At 39.7% G+C, this 14,707-nt stretch carries 9 protein-coding genes; 6 read left to right on the top strand and 3 right to left on the bottom strand.

Annotated elements, in window-relative coordinates:
• Positions 1 to 85 precede the first annotated feature (85 nt).
• Positions 86 to 1,261: an alanyl-tRNA editing protein gene (locus HCH28_RS13735; RefSeq protein ID WP_221681356.1), complete on the top strand. Its 1,176-nt coding sequence runs from the start codon at positions 86 to 88 to the stop codon at positions 1,259 to 1,261.
• Between the two features lie 282 nt (positions 1,262 to 1,543).
• Here HCH28_RS13735 and HCH28_RS13730 read toward each other — a convergent pair whose 3' ends face one another.
• A complete protein-coding gene (locus HCH28_RS13730) occupies positions 1,544 to 3,541 on the bottom strand; it encodes a methyl-accepting chemotaxis protein (protein ID WP_221681355.1) in 1,998 nt (665 codons plus the stop codon).
• A 329-nt stretch (positions 3,542 to 3,870) separates the two neighbouring features.
• Here HCH28_RS13730 and HCH28_RS13725 point away from each other — a divergent pair, with 329 nt between their 5' ends.
• Genes HCH28_RS13725 through tatC form a run of 4 tightly spaced genes read left to right on the top strand, consistent with a single transcriptional unit; the run spans position 3,871 to position 7,434 of the window.
• Positions 3,871 to 4,620, top strand: a complete 750-nt coding sequence (locus tag HCH28_RS13725) for a gluconate 2-dehydrogenase subunit 3 family protein (RefSeq protein ID WP_131522166.1) — start codon at positions 3,871 to 3,873, stop codon at positions 4,618 to 4,620.
• Positions 4,621 to 4,633: 13 nt separating this feature from the next.
• The gene (locus HCH28_RS13720; protein ID WP_221681354.1) at positions 4,634 to 6,346 is read left to right on the top strand and encodes a GMC family oxidoreductase; all 1,713 of its coding nucleotides are present in this window, start codon (positions 4,634 to 4,636) and stop codon (positions 6,344 to 6,346) included.
• 27 nt (positions 6,347 to 6,373) lie between these two features.
• Entirely contained in the window at positions 6,374 to 6,577 is a 204-nt protein-coding gene (tatA, locus tag HCH28_RS13715) for a twin-arginine translocase TatA/TatE family subunit (RefSeq protein ID WP_048390784.1), read from the top strand.
• Between the two features lie 11 nt (positions 6,578 to 6,588).
• Positions 6,589 to 7,434: a twin-arginine translocase subunit TatC gene (tatC, locus tag HCH28_RS13710; protein ID WP_048390786.1), complete on the top strand. Its 846-nt coding sequence runs from the start codon at positions 6,589 to 6,591 to the stop codon at positions 7,432 to 7,434.
• 14 nt (positions 7,435 to 7,448) lie between these two features.
• On the opposite strand, the gene HCH28_RS13705 is transcribed toward tatC, so the two are convergent.
• On the bottom strand, positions 7,449 to 8,264 hold the full coding sequence (locus HCH28_RS13705) for a metallophosphoesterase (RefSeq protein WP_221681353.1): 816 nt from the start codon (positions 8,262 to 8,264) through the stop codon (positions 7,449 to 7,451).
• 501 nt (positions 8,265 to 8,765) lie between these two features.
• On the opposite strand from HCH28_RS13705, the gene HCH28_RS13700 reads away from it, so the two are divergent.
• Positions 8,766 to 9,473, top strand: a complete 708-nt coding sequence (locus HCH28_RS13700; protein ID WP_221681352.1) for a response regulator transcription factor — start codon at positions 8,766 to 8,768, stop codon at positions 9,471 to 9,473.
• Between the two features lie 49 nt (positions 9,474 to 9,522).
• On the opposite strand, the gene HCH28_RS25055 is transcribed toward HCH28_RS13700, so the two are convergent.
• Positions 9,523 to 14,706: an S-layer homology domain-containing protein gene (locus HCH28_RS25055; protein ID WP_255601391.1), complete on the bottom strand. Its 5,184-nt coding sequence runs from the start codon at positions 14,704 to 14,706 to the stop codon at positions 9,523 to 9,525.
• Between the last annotated feature and the right edge of the window lies 1 nt (position 14,707).

Below are 14,707 nucleotides of genomic sequence, written 5' to 3'. Positions count from 1 at the left end.
CCCGTATACACCTGTAGTTAATTATGCCACAATGAAATGGAATTAATTTAGAACTAAATTTCCCTACATACGAGGAGGCTTTTTCATGAAAGAGCTATTATATTATCAAGACGTTATGTTACAAGAGTTTGATGCAACTATTATTAGTAAAGGAACTGATGAATTCGACCGTCAGTATGTTGTACTATCGAACACCGCTTTCTATCCCACTGGTGGTGGTCAACCTCACGATACAGGTACATTGAATGCGTTGGAGGTCATAGATGTTGAAAAAGTGGATGATGAAATTCGTCACTATATTGAAGGTGATCTATCGACTTTAGATGGTGTCGTACATGGCAAATTAAATTGGCCAAGACGATTTGATCATATGCAGCAACATGCTGGCCAACATATTTTAACAGCTGCTTTTGTAGAGCTTTTTAATGCGCAGACTGTAAGCTTTCATCTAGGCAGTGAGCAAGTAACAATTGATCTTGCTATAGAAATGATTTCTGAGCAACAGCTTGCAGCGGCAGAAGCAAGAGCCAATGACATAATTTTAGAGAACCGCCCTATTCAAACTACCTGGGTTACAGAGCAAGAGCTGGGCAACTATAATCTTCGTAAAGAAGTCGCAGTGACGGGAGACATCCGACTTGTGATTATCCCTAATTTTGATTACAACGGTTGTGGTGGCACTCACCCTACATCCACAGGGCAAGTTAGTACCATCAAAATATTAGGTACGGAGAAAATGAAGGGCAATGTGCGCGTTTCTTTTGTGTGTGGTCAACGCGTTTTGACTGAGCTTGGCATGCGTAAAAAAGTATTAGCGGACGTTGCTCGTCAATTAAGTGTCCCTGAGATTGAAGCTGCCACAGCACTTTCAAAAGTTTTATCTACTCAAAAAACTACAGAAAAGGCTCTCGCTGCTGCGAAAGAGGAATTACTCACGTATGAAGCAAGGGCACTTGTTAATAGCGAAGGTGTCGTAACAGCTGCTTTTAATCAGCGAACAATGCAAGAGCTACAAAAAATAGCACGTTTGATTGTTACGGAACAAAAAGATGTAATAGCTCTACTTGTATCTGAAAATGAAGGCAAACTACAATTCGTCGCAGCAAGAGGGAATAATGTTTCAAAAAGCATGAAGGATGTTGCCCAAAAGGCACTACCTCTTATTAATGGTAAAGGTGGCGGAAGTGACCAAATGGTACAAGGTGGTGGCGATTGCACCGTTTCGAAAGAAGAATTACTAGCAGCGATGCAAGACGCTTAATTGCATTATAATAGAGGAGCTGTTATTAAAATTACGGCTCCTCCTATATTGTTGAAAAAAGACAATGTTACTAGCAGAAAAAGAATTTTTGACAAGGTGAGGGGTTGATTTTCGTTCCGCCAGCGTCCTTTCCAGGGGGTGTCTGACAACCGTGGGATAGCGAGACAGACGAGCCCCTGCATGGAGCGGTAATCCATCTTCACCTTTCACAAAAATTGTATGAATGATTTTGTTTTTTAACACTCTGAAGGAGCTATCATTAATAGACAGTTCCTCTCTAATTTAATATTTAAATTTTTGAATGGCTTCATATAAACGTTTTGCCATTTCTGATAGTTTTTCAGTTTGATTGTTCATTACTGCTACCGTCTTCAACTGTTCCGCTGTTGCATCTGTTACCTCATGCACATAATCACTGGCCGCATGTGCAGTAGCTGCCATTTCTTCCATAGACGCGGAAACTTCCTCCGTGTTGGCAGACATTTGTTCAGCTGAAGCATTCATTTCTTCAATTTGACCTGCTATTTCTCCTACTGCTTGAACCATTTCCTCGAAGCGTTCTCCTACTGCCTCAATGGAAGCTAAACCACGCTCAACATTATCTTCACCAGATTCCGCTGCTTTTACTACTTCTAATGTATAAGATTGAACTCTTTCGATGAGCACATTAATTTTAGTAGCTGATTCTGCTGTTTGCTCCGATAGCTTGCGAACTTCTTCTGCTACAACGGCAAAGCCTTTACCAGCATCTCCAGCCCGTGCTGCTTCAATAGAGGCATTCAATGCCAATAAATTTGTTTGATCGGAAATATCGGTAATCATTTTTGAAATTAAGCTAATTTCTTCTGACTCTTTTTCTAGTTTGTGAATAATTGATAGTTCATCTGTTGTGCCTTGCTGAATCTCATTCATACATAGAACGGATTGTTGAACTGCATGATTGCTTTCACTAATTTTCTGGGAAATAAAATCTGTATTACAAGCAATTGAGGAGGCAACTTCAGCTACATTTTGTATCCCTATTGCCATTTGTTCCATTGCTGAGGCACTTTCCTCTGCCATCACAGTTTGGCTTTGTGCCCCTCGATCTACTTCACTTATTGCACCAGCAATTTGCTTTGAACGCTTTGTTACTCCATTTACATCTCCCATTAAATCACACGCAGCTTCATTCACTGCCGTTGCTTCTTGACTCACTTTGGCTATCATTTCCCGCATATTATCAGTCATGCGATCTAATGCACGTGCCATCGTTCCCATTTCATCAATACGTTTCAAATATTTTTCTGGAATCTCCTGTGTAAAGTCTCCATTCGATAAGCCCTCACTAATGCGAAGTACATGTCGAAGTGGTCTACTAACAGAGCGAGAAATGGCAAATGAGATGCATAGCCCAAGTATCGAAACAATGATCGTAGTGACAATGAAGTTGGTCTTAAGCTTAGTAAGCCCTGAAAGCATCTCATCTTCTAGTGCGATAACCCCCATTTTCCAACCATTATCGAGGGTATGATAGCCCATTAGACTAGTTCCTGTATCTTCCGTTTTAAAAGTAAAATAACCGTTATCATTAGTAATCATTTCTTTAGCAGCCATTGCTCTGCCTGTCTTGATACCTGTTTTGTCTGCTTCCTTAATTGGATTGTATTGCTCCTTCACATACGAGTGATTATTATGTCCAATAATTGTTCCGTTAGCGTCTAACATAAATGCATAGCCACTGTCTCCAACCTTAATGTCTTCTACAATTTTAGATAGGTAATAGCCGTCAATACGTGCTAATAATAAGGCTTTTTCACCTGTCACTGTATCAATTGGAGAAACAATTAAAATGACTGGTTCACCTGTTACACGACTAATCGTAATTTCTGACATGACAGACTTACCAGTAAAACCTTCTTTTACGTAATCACGATCCCCTAGTTCAGCTGTTGTATCATCCAGATAATGGGCAACTCCATTAGCATCGATAATGCCAAAACCTAAATAATTCTCATTACCGGCAAGACGTTTCGATAGATACTGCTTTTGCTTTTCAAAGTCCATGCTCCGAACTGCCTCTTGCTCTGCAATTGCCTCCACCTCCACTAGTGTTAATTGGAAGTGTTCTTCTATGTATTGGGAAACATCCTCTGCTCTAGATACCAAATTAGATTCCACTTGCTCATTCACGGCTTTTGTACTATTTATCCAAGTAGATAGCCCAAGCGTGCCACATGTTACAAATACAAGAGCTATAATTGCAACAATTAATTTACCGCCAATTCCTTTTAACCACATTTCTCTTTTTCTCACTTCTTCCATTTTTAGCTATACAATCCGCATATTTTTACATAACTTCAGAGTAAAGTCACTAAAAGTAGAAGTCAACAAAAGTTTTCCAATATGATTAATAAATGTATAATGATACCATTTACACTACCTTTATAGTGCTAACAATTTTCTACAAAATTTTCAATTCATAGATCCCTCTTGTCATTTAAAAGGAGAGTACATCATGCTAATGGAGGAAATTAAAACATTTTCCAACAAAAATTGATTATAATTCACATTTTTTGCTGATTATTAAAGATAGGATCCGTTTAACACATTTTGAGGGGAGGACTTCCATGAGTTCAGACAAAAATAATGTTTCTCGTCGAGACTTTTTAAAAACTACAGGTATTGCTGCTGGTACATTAGTCGGTGGTGGTTTAATTGGAGGATTAGTTGGTTACAACATCAATGGTAAAGGTACTTCTACCCTAGAGCATGGTGGTCATGAAACAACGAATGAGGCCACAGGCTCACCAAAAGCTAAGATGTTTTTCAGAAATGAAAAAGATTTTAGTATCTTATCAAAGGCCACGGAACGTATCTTTCCAGAGGACGATTTGGGACCAGGAGCTATTGGTTTAGACGTTCCCTATTTTATCGATCATCAACTTGCAGGAAATTATGGGAGTAACTCTAAAGAATATATGCAAGGTCCATTTGATGTAGGTGCCCCAACTCAAGGCTACCAGAGCCGTTTAACGCGAGCGGAAATTTTTAGACAGGGTATCCAAAAAATGGAGGATGAAGCACAAAAGCGTTATAAGAAAAGCTTTAACGATTTAGATGGCAAACAAATGGATGAAATATTAACTGCCTTCCAAAAAGGTGACATAGAAATGGTTGGGGTTACTTCCGCGTTCTTCTTTACATTATTACGAGCAGCAACATTAGAGGGAGCTTATTCTGACCCTATGTATGGAGGAAATCGCAATATGGATGGCTGGCGTATGAAGGGCTTCCCTGGTCACCAGATGGCTTATATTACACAAATAGAAGATGCCAAGTTCCAAAAAATTGAGCCTAATCCATTAGGCAACCATTAAGGGGGGATAAAAAATGGCTAAAACATTACCGAGTGTAGACGTAGTAACAGTTGGTGTAGGTTGGACTGGCGGTATCGTTGCTGCAGAATGTGCTAAAGCTGGCTTAAAGGTAGTCGGTTTAGAGCGAGGTCAAAAGCGTGGGACCGAGGATTATTTAAATGTTCATGACGAATACCGTTATGCCATCCGATATGATTTAATGCAAAATCTTTCTAAAGAGACCGTAAGCTTTCGTAATGATCGCAATATGAAGGCATTACCAATGCGTCAGCTTGGCTCCTTCCTACTTGGAGAGGGTCTGGGTGGATCAGGAACACACTGGAATGGCATGACTTATCGATTTTTACCCTATGATTTCCAAATCAAAACATTAACAGATAAACGTTATGGACCTAATAAGCTGGGACCGAATTATCTGATTCAGGATTGGGGCTTAACATATGATCAGCTAGAGCCCTATTTCGATAAGTTCGAGAAAACAGCTGGTATTTCGGGTGATGATAAAAATAAATTTAGTGGAAAGCGTTCGAATCCCTATCCAACACCGCCTATGAAAAAAACGCCTATGCTTGCACAATTCGAAAAAGCTGCAACAAACCTGAAGCTAACACCTTATATGGTTCCATCAGCTAACGTATCAGAGGTTTATAAAAACCCAGATGGCGAAACGATCAACGCTTGCCAATATTGTGGTTTTTGTGAACGCTTTGGATGCGAATATGGTGCAAAGTCATCTGCAGAAATTACAGTTGTCCCTACAGCCCTCAAGACAGGAAATTTTGATTTACGCTTCAATTCCAATGTTGTTGAAATTTTAAAGCAAGGTAACAAGGCTACAGGTGTAAGATATATCGATACTGTTTCGGGAGAAGAATTCATTCAGCCAGCTAACGCTGTTGTATTAACTAGTTATGTCTTTAATAATGCCAAGCTATTAATGGTTTCTGACATTGGTGAAAGATATGACCCTACTACTGGCAAAGGAACACTTGGCAGAAACTATTGTTATCAAATCTTGCCTGGTGCCGCTGGGTTCTTCGAGGAACAATACAATACATTTATGGGTGCAGGTTCGTTAGGCATGTGTATAGACGATTACAATGGGGATAATTTTGACCATAGTGATTTAGATTTTATTCACGGAGGTAATATTGCGCTTACACAGACAGGTACACGACCAATCGGCTCAAATCCAACCCCGCCTGATACGCCTACTTGGGGACCAGAATTTAAAAAGCAATCTATTTATTACTATACACGTTCATTTGGGATTGGTGCGCAAGGAGCATCTATGCCACATAAGGAAAACTATATATCGCTGGATCCTACCTATAAGGATGCTTACGGGCTACCATTAACTCAGTTAACATACAATTTTACTGATCAAGATCGAGCTCTTCATAAATACATCTCTGCACGTGCAGCTGACATTATGAAGGAAATGGGTGCAAAAACAATTGTCCCTAACGCAGAAATTACCGATTACAATATCGTACCTTACCAAACAACGCATAATACTGGTGGTACGGTAATGAGCTTAACACCAGAACAAGGTGTTGTGAATAATTACTTACAGCACTGGGATGTTGATAACCTTTTCGCAGTAAGTGCAGGCAACTTTGCACACAATAGTGGTTATAATCCAACCGGCACATTAGGGGCACTTGCCTACCGTTGTGCTGAGGGAGTCATCAAATACAGTCAATCAGGTGGTTCATTAGTATAAAAAATCATTCTAAAGGAGGCAAGACTTATGGGAGGTCTAGGAGCAATTGGAGTACCTGGATTAATCATTATTTTAGTGATTGTATTAATTGTATTTGGCCCAAAAAAATTACCAGAAATCGGTGGAGCGGTTGGTAAAACGTTTGCAGAATTTAAAAAGTCTACTAAGGGACTTATGGATGATGAAGATGATACCGTGAAAAAGGTCGAAAAAAAATCTGATGCTTCGTAGGAGGGTTTCCTATGGATCCATATGAAGACGGAAAAAGAAAATATTTAAGCCCTCTAGATAAACCACAAGCCGAGCCTCCAAAACCAGTGGAGGCTTTAGTTGAAATACCTACGGTAGCAATTGAAGAGGATCATGTGTCAGATGAACCCCTGATACCTGTTACCTCATTATTGGAGCATCTTAGTGATTTACGTAAGCAAATTATCAAAGGGTTAACGGTTTTTATTTTATTTTTCATTGTTGTCTTTTCTACTATTAATATTTGGTTTCCATTTATAACGCGAGGTCACTCACTCGTTATTTTAGGACCGCTAGAAGTAGTTAAATTTTACATGACGATTTCAACTACTTTAGCTTTTGGTCTTGCAATGCCTTTCCTCGTCCACTTTCTATGGAGCTTTATTAAACCAGGCTTAAAAGAAGAGGAAAGTCGATTTTTAGGCCTCTATGCACCAATCATGTTAGTTCTATTTTTAGTAGGAGTAGCTTTTGGTTATTTCGTCGTAAACCCACTTAGCTATACATTCTTAGTAAGCATTGGAGCTACCAATTTCGATGTCATGGTATCAGCAAATGAATATATGCACTTTTTAATCATGACTACAGTACCGCTTGGTCTATTATTTGAGTTACCGATTGTTGCCCTATTCTTATCAGCCATTGGTGTACTGACTGCTGAATCCATGAAAAAAATACGAGGCTGGTCTTATATCGCAATGGGCGTAGGCTCTGCTGTTATCACGCCTCCAGACTTTATAAGTCAGTTACTCGTATTAATACCGATGATTATTTTGTATGAAATAAGTATTTACCTCGTTAAACGTATAGAACGCAAACAAATTGAAAGCACTGCGTAAATTTTACGCAGTGCTTATTTTTTCTTTAGATCCATCACAATAATTTCTGGTAGATTAAAAATGCGATATGGTACTGAGCTATTACCTAACCCTCTACTAACTACCATTCTCGTCGCGCCTGCTTCGTAGACACCAGCTGTATATTTTGGAAACAGCCCCTGTCCTGGTGCAACAAGTCCTCCAAGCCCAGGAATACGAACTTGCCCACCATGCGCATGTCCCGAAAATACTAAATTTATGTGGTAATTTACATACGTATTAAATAGTTCTGGTCTATGTGCTAGTAACAACTTAAACATATCGTCTGGCAAATAGGCCGTTGCAATGTCCAGCATATCTTCTGTTGTTCTACCCATTAACGGATCCTCAATACCAACAATCGCCAAGCGCTCCCCGTCGCGCTCTAACACGGTCGATTCGTTGGACATAATATGTACCCCTAACGATGACAGCGCCTCATAAATTTCATTCACCTTATTTGACGCTACCTCATGGTTTCCTAGTACATAATAAACATCCGCTATTTTAACTAGTCCTTCCACTGCTTGTAGACTTTGTTTTAAATTATAGCGATTACTATCGATCACGTCACCTGTGATAAAAATATAATCAGGCTTTGTATCCTTTACATTAGCAATCAATTTTTGTTGCTTGTCACCAAAGACAGCGTCATGTAAATCCGAAACTTGTACAATGCGTAGCCCATCAAAGCTGTCAGGCACACTTTCTGATTCAAACACATGTTTACTTACGACTAGCCAGTGATTGTTTACGTACAAAAAAATGACTATAAAAACAACAAAGAAGATACCATATAATAATTTTTTCAATCGCAATCGCTCACTTTGTGGCTACTTTTTTCAGAAATAATTCTGACTTTCTCATTATAAGCAAAAAACAGAGTGATTGTAAGTATATGCACTTTAAATACACAAAATGCACAAATACACTTAACTTAAAATTTTTAGCATTAGATTATGATACACGGTTTAATCTATTTTTCGTTAACTATTGGCATGCTATAATATGGGTAGAAAGGCATATTTTATTATCCACTCATAATACATCACGATTTGGGAAATGCATCTCATTTACTAAAGTGCGAGAATACTAATAAACTTAAATCAGTTAAAGGAGAAAAGAATTGCTTTACTGCAGGTAATGATCTATTAGATTGGAGGGTAAATGATTATTAACCTCCAAAAAATTACACAATATCTAGAAATGAATAATTTTAGATTCTACCCTCCATTGCTACAGGCAAGTATAGAATTGATGACGAAAAGTCGCCCTACATAATATTCTAAATTTAGATGATAAGAGGTGAAAAAATGTTAAAAGCCATCATAGTTGATGATGAAATTTTAGCAATCAATTTATTAGAAGCTACATTACATGATAATAGCGCTGTTACTATTATCGGAAAATTCGTAAATCCACTAGAAGCTATAGCAAACATCTCTACACTCAAACCTGATATTCTTTTTTTAGATATAGATATGGCGGAAATGAATGGTATTGAATTTGCTAGTAAGATTGCAGACCTTCCTTTTTTAATGGATATTGTATTTGTCACTGCCTATGAGCGTTTTGCAATAGAAGCTTTTAATGTACAGGCTGTTGACTATATTTTAAAGCCTATTGAGAAAGAGCGTTTAATGAAGACAATCAAGAGAATATCCATGCGTAGAAAGCAATTTCAAGTTAAAGCTGCTGTACACCACATAGAGGAAGAAGCTCATATAATAGAGGATTTTCACTTTCATGTTCATTCTGGAAGAGTATATATCGGTAACACAGCATTAGCCCTATCTACAAAGGAATTTCAAATTTTTTTCTTTCTAGCACAACGACCAGGACAAATTTTTCCCCCATCAGAGCTGTATAAGCTTATTTGGGCAGAGGAAAGTATCGGGCATACACAGGCATTGAAGGTTCATATTAGTAATTTACGTAAAAAGCTAGAATCCGTTGCTGGCCATAGAGCAAAGATTATAACAGTGAGGGGTTCGGGATATAAATTCCATTTCGAGCCATGAAAAAGAAGGGCACTGCGATTACATTACGAATCGCGTACCCTCTTTTTGGTTATTTTTTTGCGGCTTCTTGAATCTCATAAAATGCCCAATGGTGTTTTGGAACATCTTTAAATAATGGTGTTTGATCTTCAATAAGAACTTGACGTTCAAACAGTCGATTTAATACCTTCACTGCTTGTGCACGTGTTAAAAATCCATCTGGATTGAATGTATCGGCTGTTATTCCTGTCATAATTTCCGCTGCATTGACAGTATCAATTGCTTTCACTGCCCAATGATGGACGCTCACATCTTTGAATGCTGGACTTTGTGAGGTTGGTGGACAGAAATCGGCATCAGGACGTTCTACACATTGCTGTTCTATCCAGCGGGCTGCCACTGTAGCCATCTGTGCACGCGTAATCGAACCGTTTGGCTGAAAACTTGTTGCAGTAATTCCTTTAAATAGTCCTGTTTCTGTTACAAATTCTATAGCATCTTTAGCATCATGCTTCACAGTATCCGTAAATGTTGCACTTGCCTCCGGGATGTCATTGTTAGTTATATGACGTGCAAACATACTCGCCATTTGTGCGCGTGTAACAGGAGCATTTGGACGGAAGGTATCATCTGGATAGCCTTGAATGTAAGGTAGATGGGTAACACCCTCAGTAATTGGCTCCTTCACTTCTTCTTCCTTCTCTGGTAAGTAGAGAATGGAGAAGGTGGAGAATTTATTCACCTCAAACTGTAAACCTGTTATTCCCTTTTGATATTCTACAATCTTCCCACGTACAACTTCTTTTGTGCCATCACTATGCTCGATAAAGATCGCCAAATTGGCAAATTGTTCATCTGTTAAATCTGTAGGCAACGGCAATGTTAATTTAACAGGACGGCTTTGCATATTGGTTTCAATGCTCATTGGACGACCAAGTAACTCTACAACCGCACCTTCTACCAATTGCTGCACAACGGTTTCCCTTTTGGCTTGTTCTACAATCTCTAGCTGTTTATCATGCCCTTTTATCGGAACGAGTCGGAAGTATAGATTTTCACTAAACATTTCCAATGAAGTTTTTGGAACTTCAATTCTAACGTTATCGGTAACAATTTCGAGATGGACTGCTCCATTTTGCAAAAGTGACAGCACATGTTTAGGAATGGACACTTGGACTTGATTTACTTGATCCTTCTCGTCTGGGATAATAATCCTTGCTTTATCATTTCCTTGTTCCTTTAATTTTCTAATTGTCTCTGTTGCACTCTGTGCCGTTAATGTCACTTCATCGTTTATAGTGTTATCTACATTTTTTGTTCGTTTTATTGTTGTTTTAGAAACTAGGTCACCATCACCAGACTCAACATCTACCACAATTTCCTCTACATTAGTTGAAGGTGTTGATGAACCAGAATCAGGATTTGGTGAAGGCTCAGTATTGCCCCCACCTGTATTATTACTAATCCATTTTGCATAGATCACTGTGTTTGCTGTAATTGCAGTATTAAAGTTATATGGTGTTGTGTAGGCATTACTTGTATACCAGCCACCAAATGTATAGCCCGCTTTCGTTGGCGCTTTCGTTGGCTGACTTGCTTTTCCTTCATGTACTACCGTCTGATTTGAGACAGCACTACCGCCAGCCACATCAAAGCTTACCGTATGTGTCACAGTCACTGGATTCCATTTTGCATATAATATTATACTTCCACTACCCATTATGAAAGTTGAATCTGGTGCATAATCTATTCCTTTTCCATCTGCTTGCATGTTCCAGCCCTCAAACGTGTAACCCACTTTTACTAGATTTCCTATATTACCCAGAACTGTTGCAGTTTCTCCTTGCTCATACGTTACACTATCTGTTGGAACTGTGCCTCCTGTGTTTGTATTGCCGTTGTAGGTGATAGTAAACGTACTCATCACAGAAGTATTCTCTAGGGTTCCTGCACTTACTAATGAAGCTTTGTGCGTCGCCGTTTCTTTCACTCTCGTGATAAACGTATACTCTGTATCAGGCGTTAGTTCACTAAAGATCGGACTGTCCTGCCACGTTGTTCCGTTATCTCTACTATATTCTTGACCTACTACCCCATTTAGCGTAATATTTGTCGATGTTTTACTGGCTACAGTTGGGGCTGGCGGAGCACTTGGTCCATCCACTTTTTCCACAATAGTTGTTTCCCCACTCATTACACTTCCTGTTGCATTTGTTCCATCGGCACTGGCTCTTACTTTAATCGTCTCTCCAATATCTGCTTGAACCAACATATATGTGGAAGAGTTCGCTCCTGAAATGGCCGTGTTCCCTCGATACCATTCATAGGTTGGTGCATCTGCTGTCGTTGGTGGCGTATACGTGATCCCACTAATATCTGCAGTTAATACGCTTCCATACTTCGTCTCTCCCGTGATGCTTATCGTACCTCCCATTTCTGGAACCGCTACAGTTTGAGTTTGAGTTTGTGTTTGGATCGATGTTCCTGTACTTACCAGTGATGCCTTGTGAGTGGGTGTCTCCTTCACTCTCGTGATAAATGTATACTCCGTTTCAGGGATTAGTCCATTAAAAATTAGACTATCCTGCCACGTTGCCCCGTTATCTTTACTATATTCTTGACCTACTTCCCCATTTAGCGTAATACTTGTCGATGTTTTACTGGCTTCGGTTGGGGCTGGCGGAGCACTTGGTCCATCCGCTTTTTCCACGAAAGCTGTTTCACCACTCGTTATACTCCCTGTCGCATTCGTTCCATCGGCAGTGACTGTAACTTTAATCGTCTCTCCAATATCTGCTTGAACTAACGTATACGTAGGTGAGGTCGCCCCTGAAATGGCCGTGTTCCCTCTATACCATTGATAAGTTGGCACATCTTCTATCGTCGGTGACGTATATGTGATCCCACTAATATCTGCGGTTAGCATGCTGCCATACTTTGTCTCTCCTGCGATGCTTACTGTGCCTCCTATTACTGGAATCGCTACAGGTTGAGTTTGGATCGGTGTTCCTATACTCACTGACGAAACTTTATGAGTTGCCGTTTCTTTCACTCTCGTGATAAACATATACCCAGTATTAGGAGTAAGTTCACTAAAGATCGGACTATCCTGCCAGGTCGTCCCGTTATCTTTACTATATTCTTGACCTGCTACTCCATTTAGCATAATACTTGTTGTTGTTTTACTGGCTTCAGTTGGTGCTGATGGAGCACTTGGTCCATCTGCTTTTTCCACAGTTGCCGTCACTTCACTCGTTACACTTCCTGTCGCATTCGTTCCATCGGCACTAACTGTAACCTTGAGTTTCTCACCAATATCCGCCTCTACCAATGTATACGTGGACGAGGTCGCCCCTGGAATTACCGTGTTCCCTCTATACCATTGATAGGTTGGTACATCTGATGACGTTATTGGTGTATACGTGATGCCACTAATATCCGAGGTTAATACGTTTCCATACTTTGTCTCTCCTGCAATACTTACCGTGCCTCCTATTACTGGAATCGCTACAGGTTGAGTTTGGATTGGTGCCCCTGCACTTACTAGTGATGCCTTATGAGTCGCAGTTTCTCTCACTCTCGTGATAAACATATATTCCGTATCTGGAGTGAGTCCACTAAAGATCGGACTATCCTGCCAGGTCGTCCCGTTATCTCTACTGTATTCTTGACCTGCTACTCCATTTAGCGTAATACTTGTCGGCGTTTTACTGGCGTCAGTTGGTGCTGACGGTGCACTTGGACCATTCGCTTTTTCCACAGTTGCCGTCGCTCCACTCGTTACACTTCCTGTCGCATGCGTTCCATCGGCACTAACTGTAACCTTGAGTTTCTCACCGATATCGGCCTCTACCAACGTATATGTGAATGAGGTCGCTCCTGGAATTACCGTGTTCCCTCTATACCATTGATAGGTCGGCACATCCGCTGTCGTTGTTGGTGTATACGTGATACCACTAATATCCGCGGTTAGCACACCATCATACTTAGCCTCTCCTGTGATGCTTACCGTGCCTCCCAATTCTGGCAAAACAGTTAGTGTCTCAAACATCTCATTTTCACCATAACTAGTTCCCACCGAATTTTTCGCGTACGCTCGGTAATAATAAGTACTACTTGGATTAAGACCTGATAGATCAACACTAAACGCTCCCGTTGTTCCAATAGCAGTTACTTTCTCACTATTCTCCGTAGTTGGTTCGGTACTCGTTGAATACACAATTCCACGTTCTGTAATCTCGGCCCCTCCATCAAAAGTTACCTCCCCACCTACCGTTGCACCTGTACTCGTAATATTTGTCGCTGGGGTTAAGGTTATAACTGCGGGTGCTTGAGTCGGTACATCTGGATTCCCATACAGTATAGTTCCACTATTACCAACTACTACAAACTGGCCATTTCCATAAGTAACCCCCTGTAAAATAGTTTTACCTAAACCAACCGCTTGTTCATACCAATTTATTCCATCTTTAGAGTAATATACTTTACCAGAAGCTGCAACTGTTACATAATGACCATTTCCATAAGATACACTAGTTAAGAGGAAAGACATCGCATCTACTGGTAAATTGTATTGGATTGTCCAATTTTCCCCATCTGGTGAGGTGAGAATCGTTCCATTTTGACCAACGACCACATATTGACCATTTGCATAAATTACAGATCTTAAAATATTTTTGGTATTAGAGGTTTGCAATAACCAATTTTCCCCATCTGGAGATGTTAATATCGTTCCACCAGCACCTACTGCGACGAATTGATTATTAGCGTATATTACACCATAAAGATGATTTGTCTGTGGGGTTTTTTTTTGCCATGTCACCCCATTGCTTGAAACATACATATTACCTAAATTACCAACAGTAACATATTTATTATATCCATATGTTACTGAATGAAGAGGGGTACTACTATCTACTGAAGTAGCTGTTGTCCATGTTTGCCCATCTGATGACGTATAAAAATTAGATGAATTGTCAACTGCCATAAAATGATTATTTTCATAAACTACTGAGTTAATTGTTTGTAAGGCAGTTATAATAGTTGATTGTGTCCATGATGAACCATTTGTTGAATAATAAGCCTTACCAGTAGTATCAGTAACTACATATTTACCATCACCATAAGCCACTGCTTTATAGTTTACACTTGGAGGTGTTGCTAGTGTAAAATCAGCAAATGCACTGGGTATCCATTGAAAAAATAATAGAAAGATTAGTAGGATACTTACTATTTTCTTATAACGTTGTCTCATA

The sequence above is a fragment of the Lysinibacillus sp. K60 genome, assembly GCF_019731275.1.
Taxonomy (GTDB): Bacteria; Bacillota; Bacilli; order Bacillales_A; family Planococcaceae; genus Lysinibacillus; species Lysinibacillus capsici.
The sequence above is the reverse complement of the archived record's forward strand: the minus strand, read 5'-3'. Positions and strand labels throughout refer to the sequence as shown.

Excerpts from the sequence above, each read along its gene's own strand:
- HCH28_RS13735 (WP_221681356.1), top strand. The coding sequence starts at position 86 with ATGAAAGAGCTATTATATTATCAAGACGTTATGTTACAAGAGTTTGAT.
- HCH28_RS13730 (WP_221681355.1), bottom strand. The coding sequence starts at position 3,541 with ATGTGGTTAAAAGGAATTGGCGGTAAATTAATTGTTGCAATTATAGCT.
- HCH28_RS13725 (WP_131522166.1), top strand. The coding sequence starts at position 3,871 with ATGAGTTCAGACAAAAATAATGTTTCTCGTCGAGACTTTTTAAAAACT.
- HCH28_RS13720 (WP_221681354.1), top strand. The coding sequence starts at position 4,634 with ATGGCTAAAACATTACCGAGTGTAGACGTAGTAACAGTTGGTGTAGGT.
- tatA (WP_048390784.1), top strand. The coding sequence starts at position 6,374 with ATGGGAGGTCTAGGAGCAATTGGAGTACCTGGATTAATCATTATTTTA.
- tatC (WP_048390786.1), top strand. The coding sequence starts at position 6,589 with ATGGATCCATATGAAGACGGAAAAAGAAAATATTTAAGCCCTCTAGAT.
- HCH28_RS13700 (WP_221681352.1), top strand. The coding sequence starts at position 8,766 with ATGTTAAAAGCCATCATAGTTGATGATGAAATTTTAGCAATCAATTTA.
- HCH28_RS25055 (WP_255601391.1), bottom strand. The coding sequence starts at position 14,706 with ATGAGACAACGTTATAAGAAAATAGTAAGTATCCTACTAATCTTTCTA.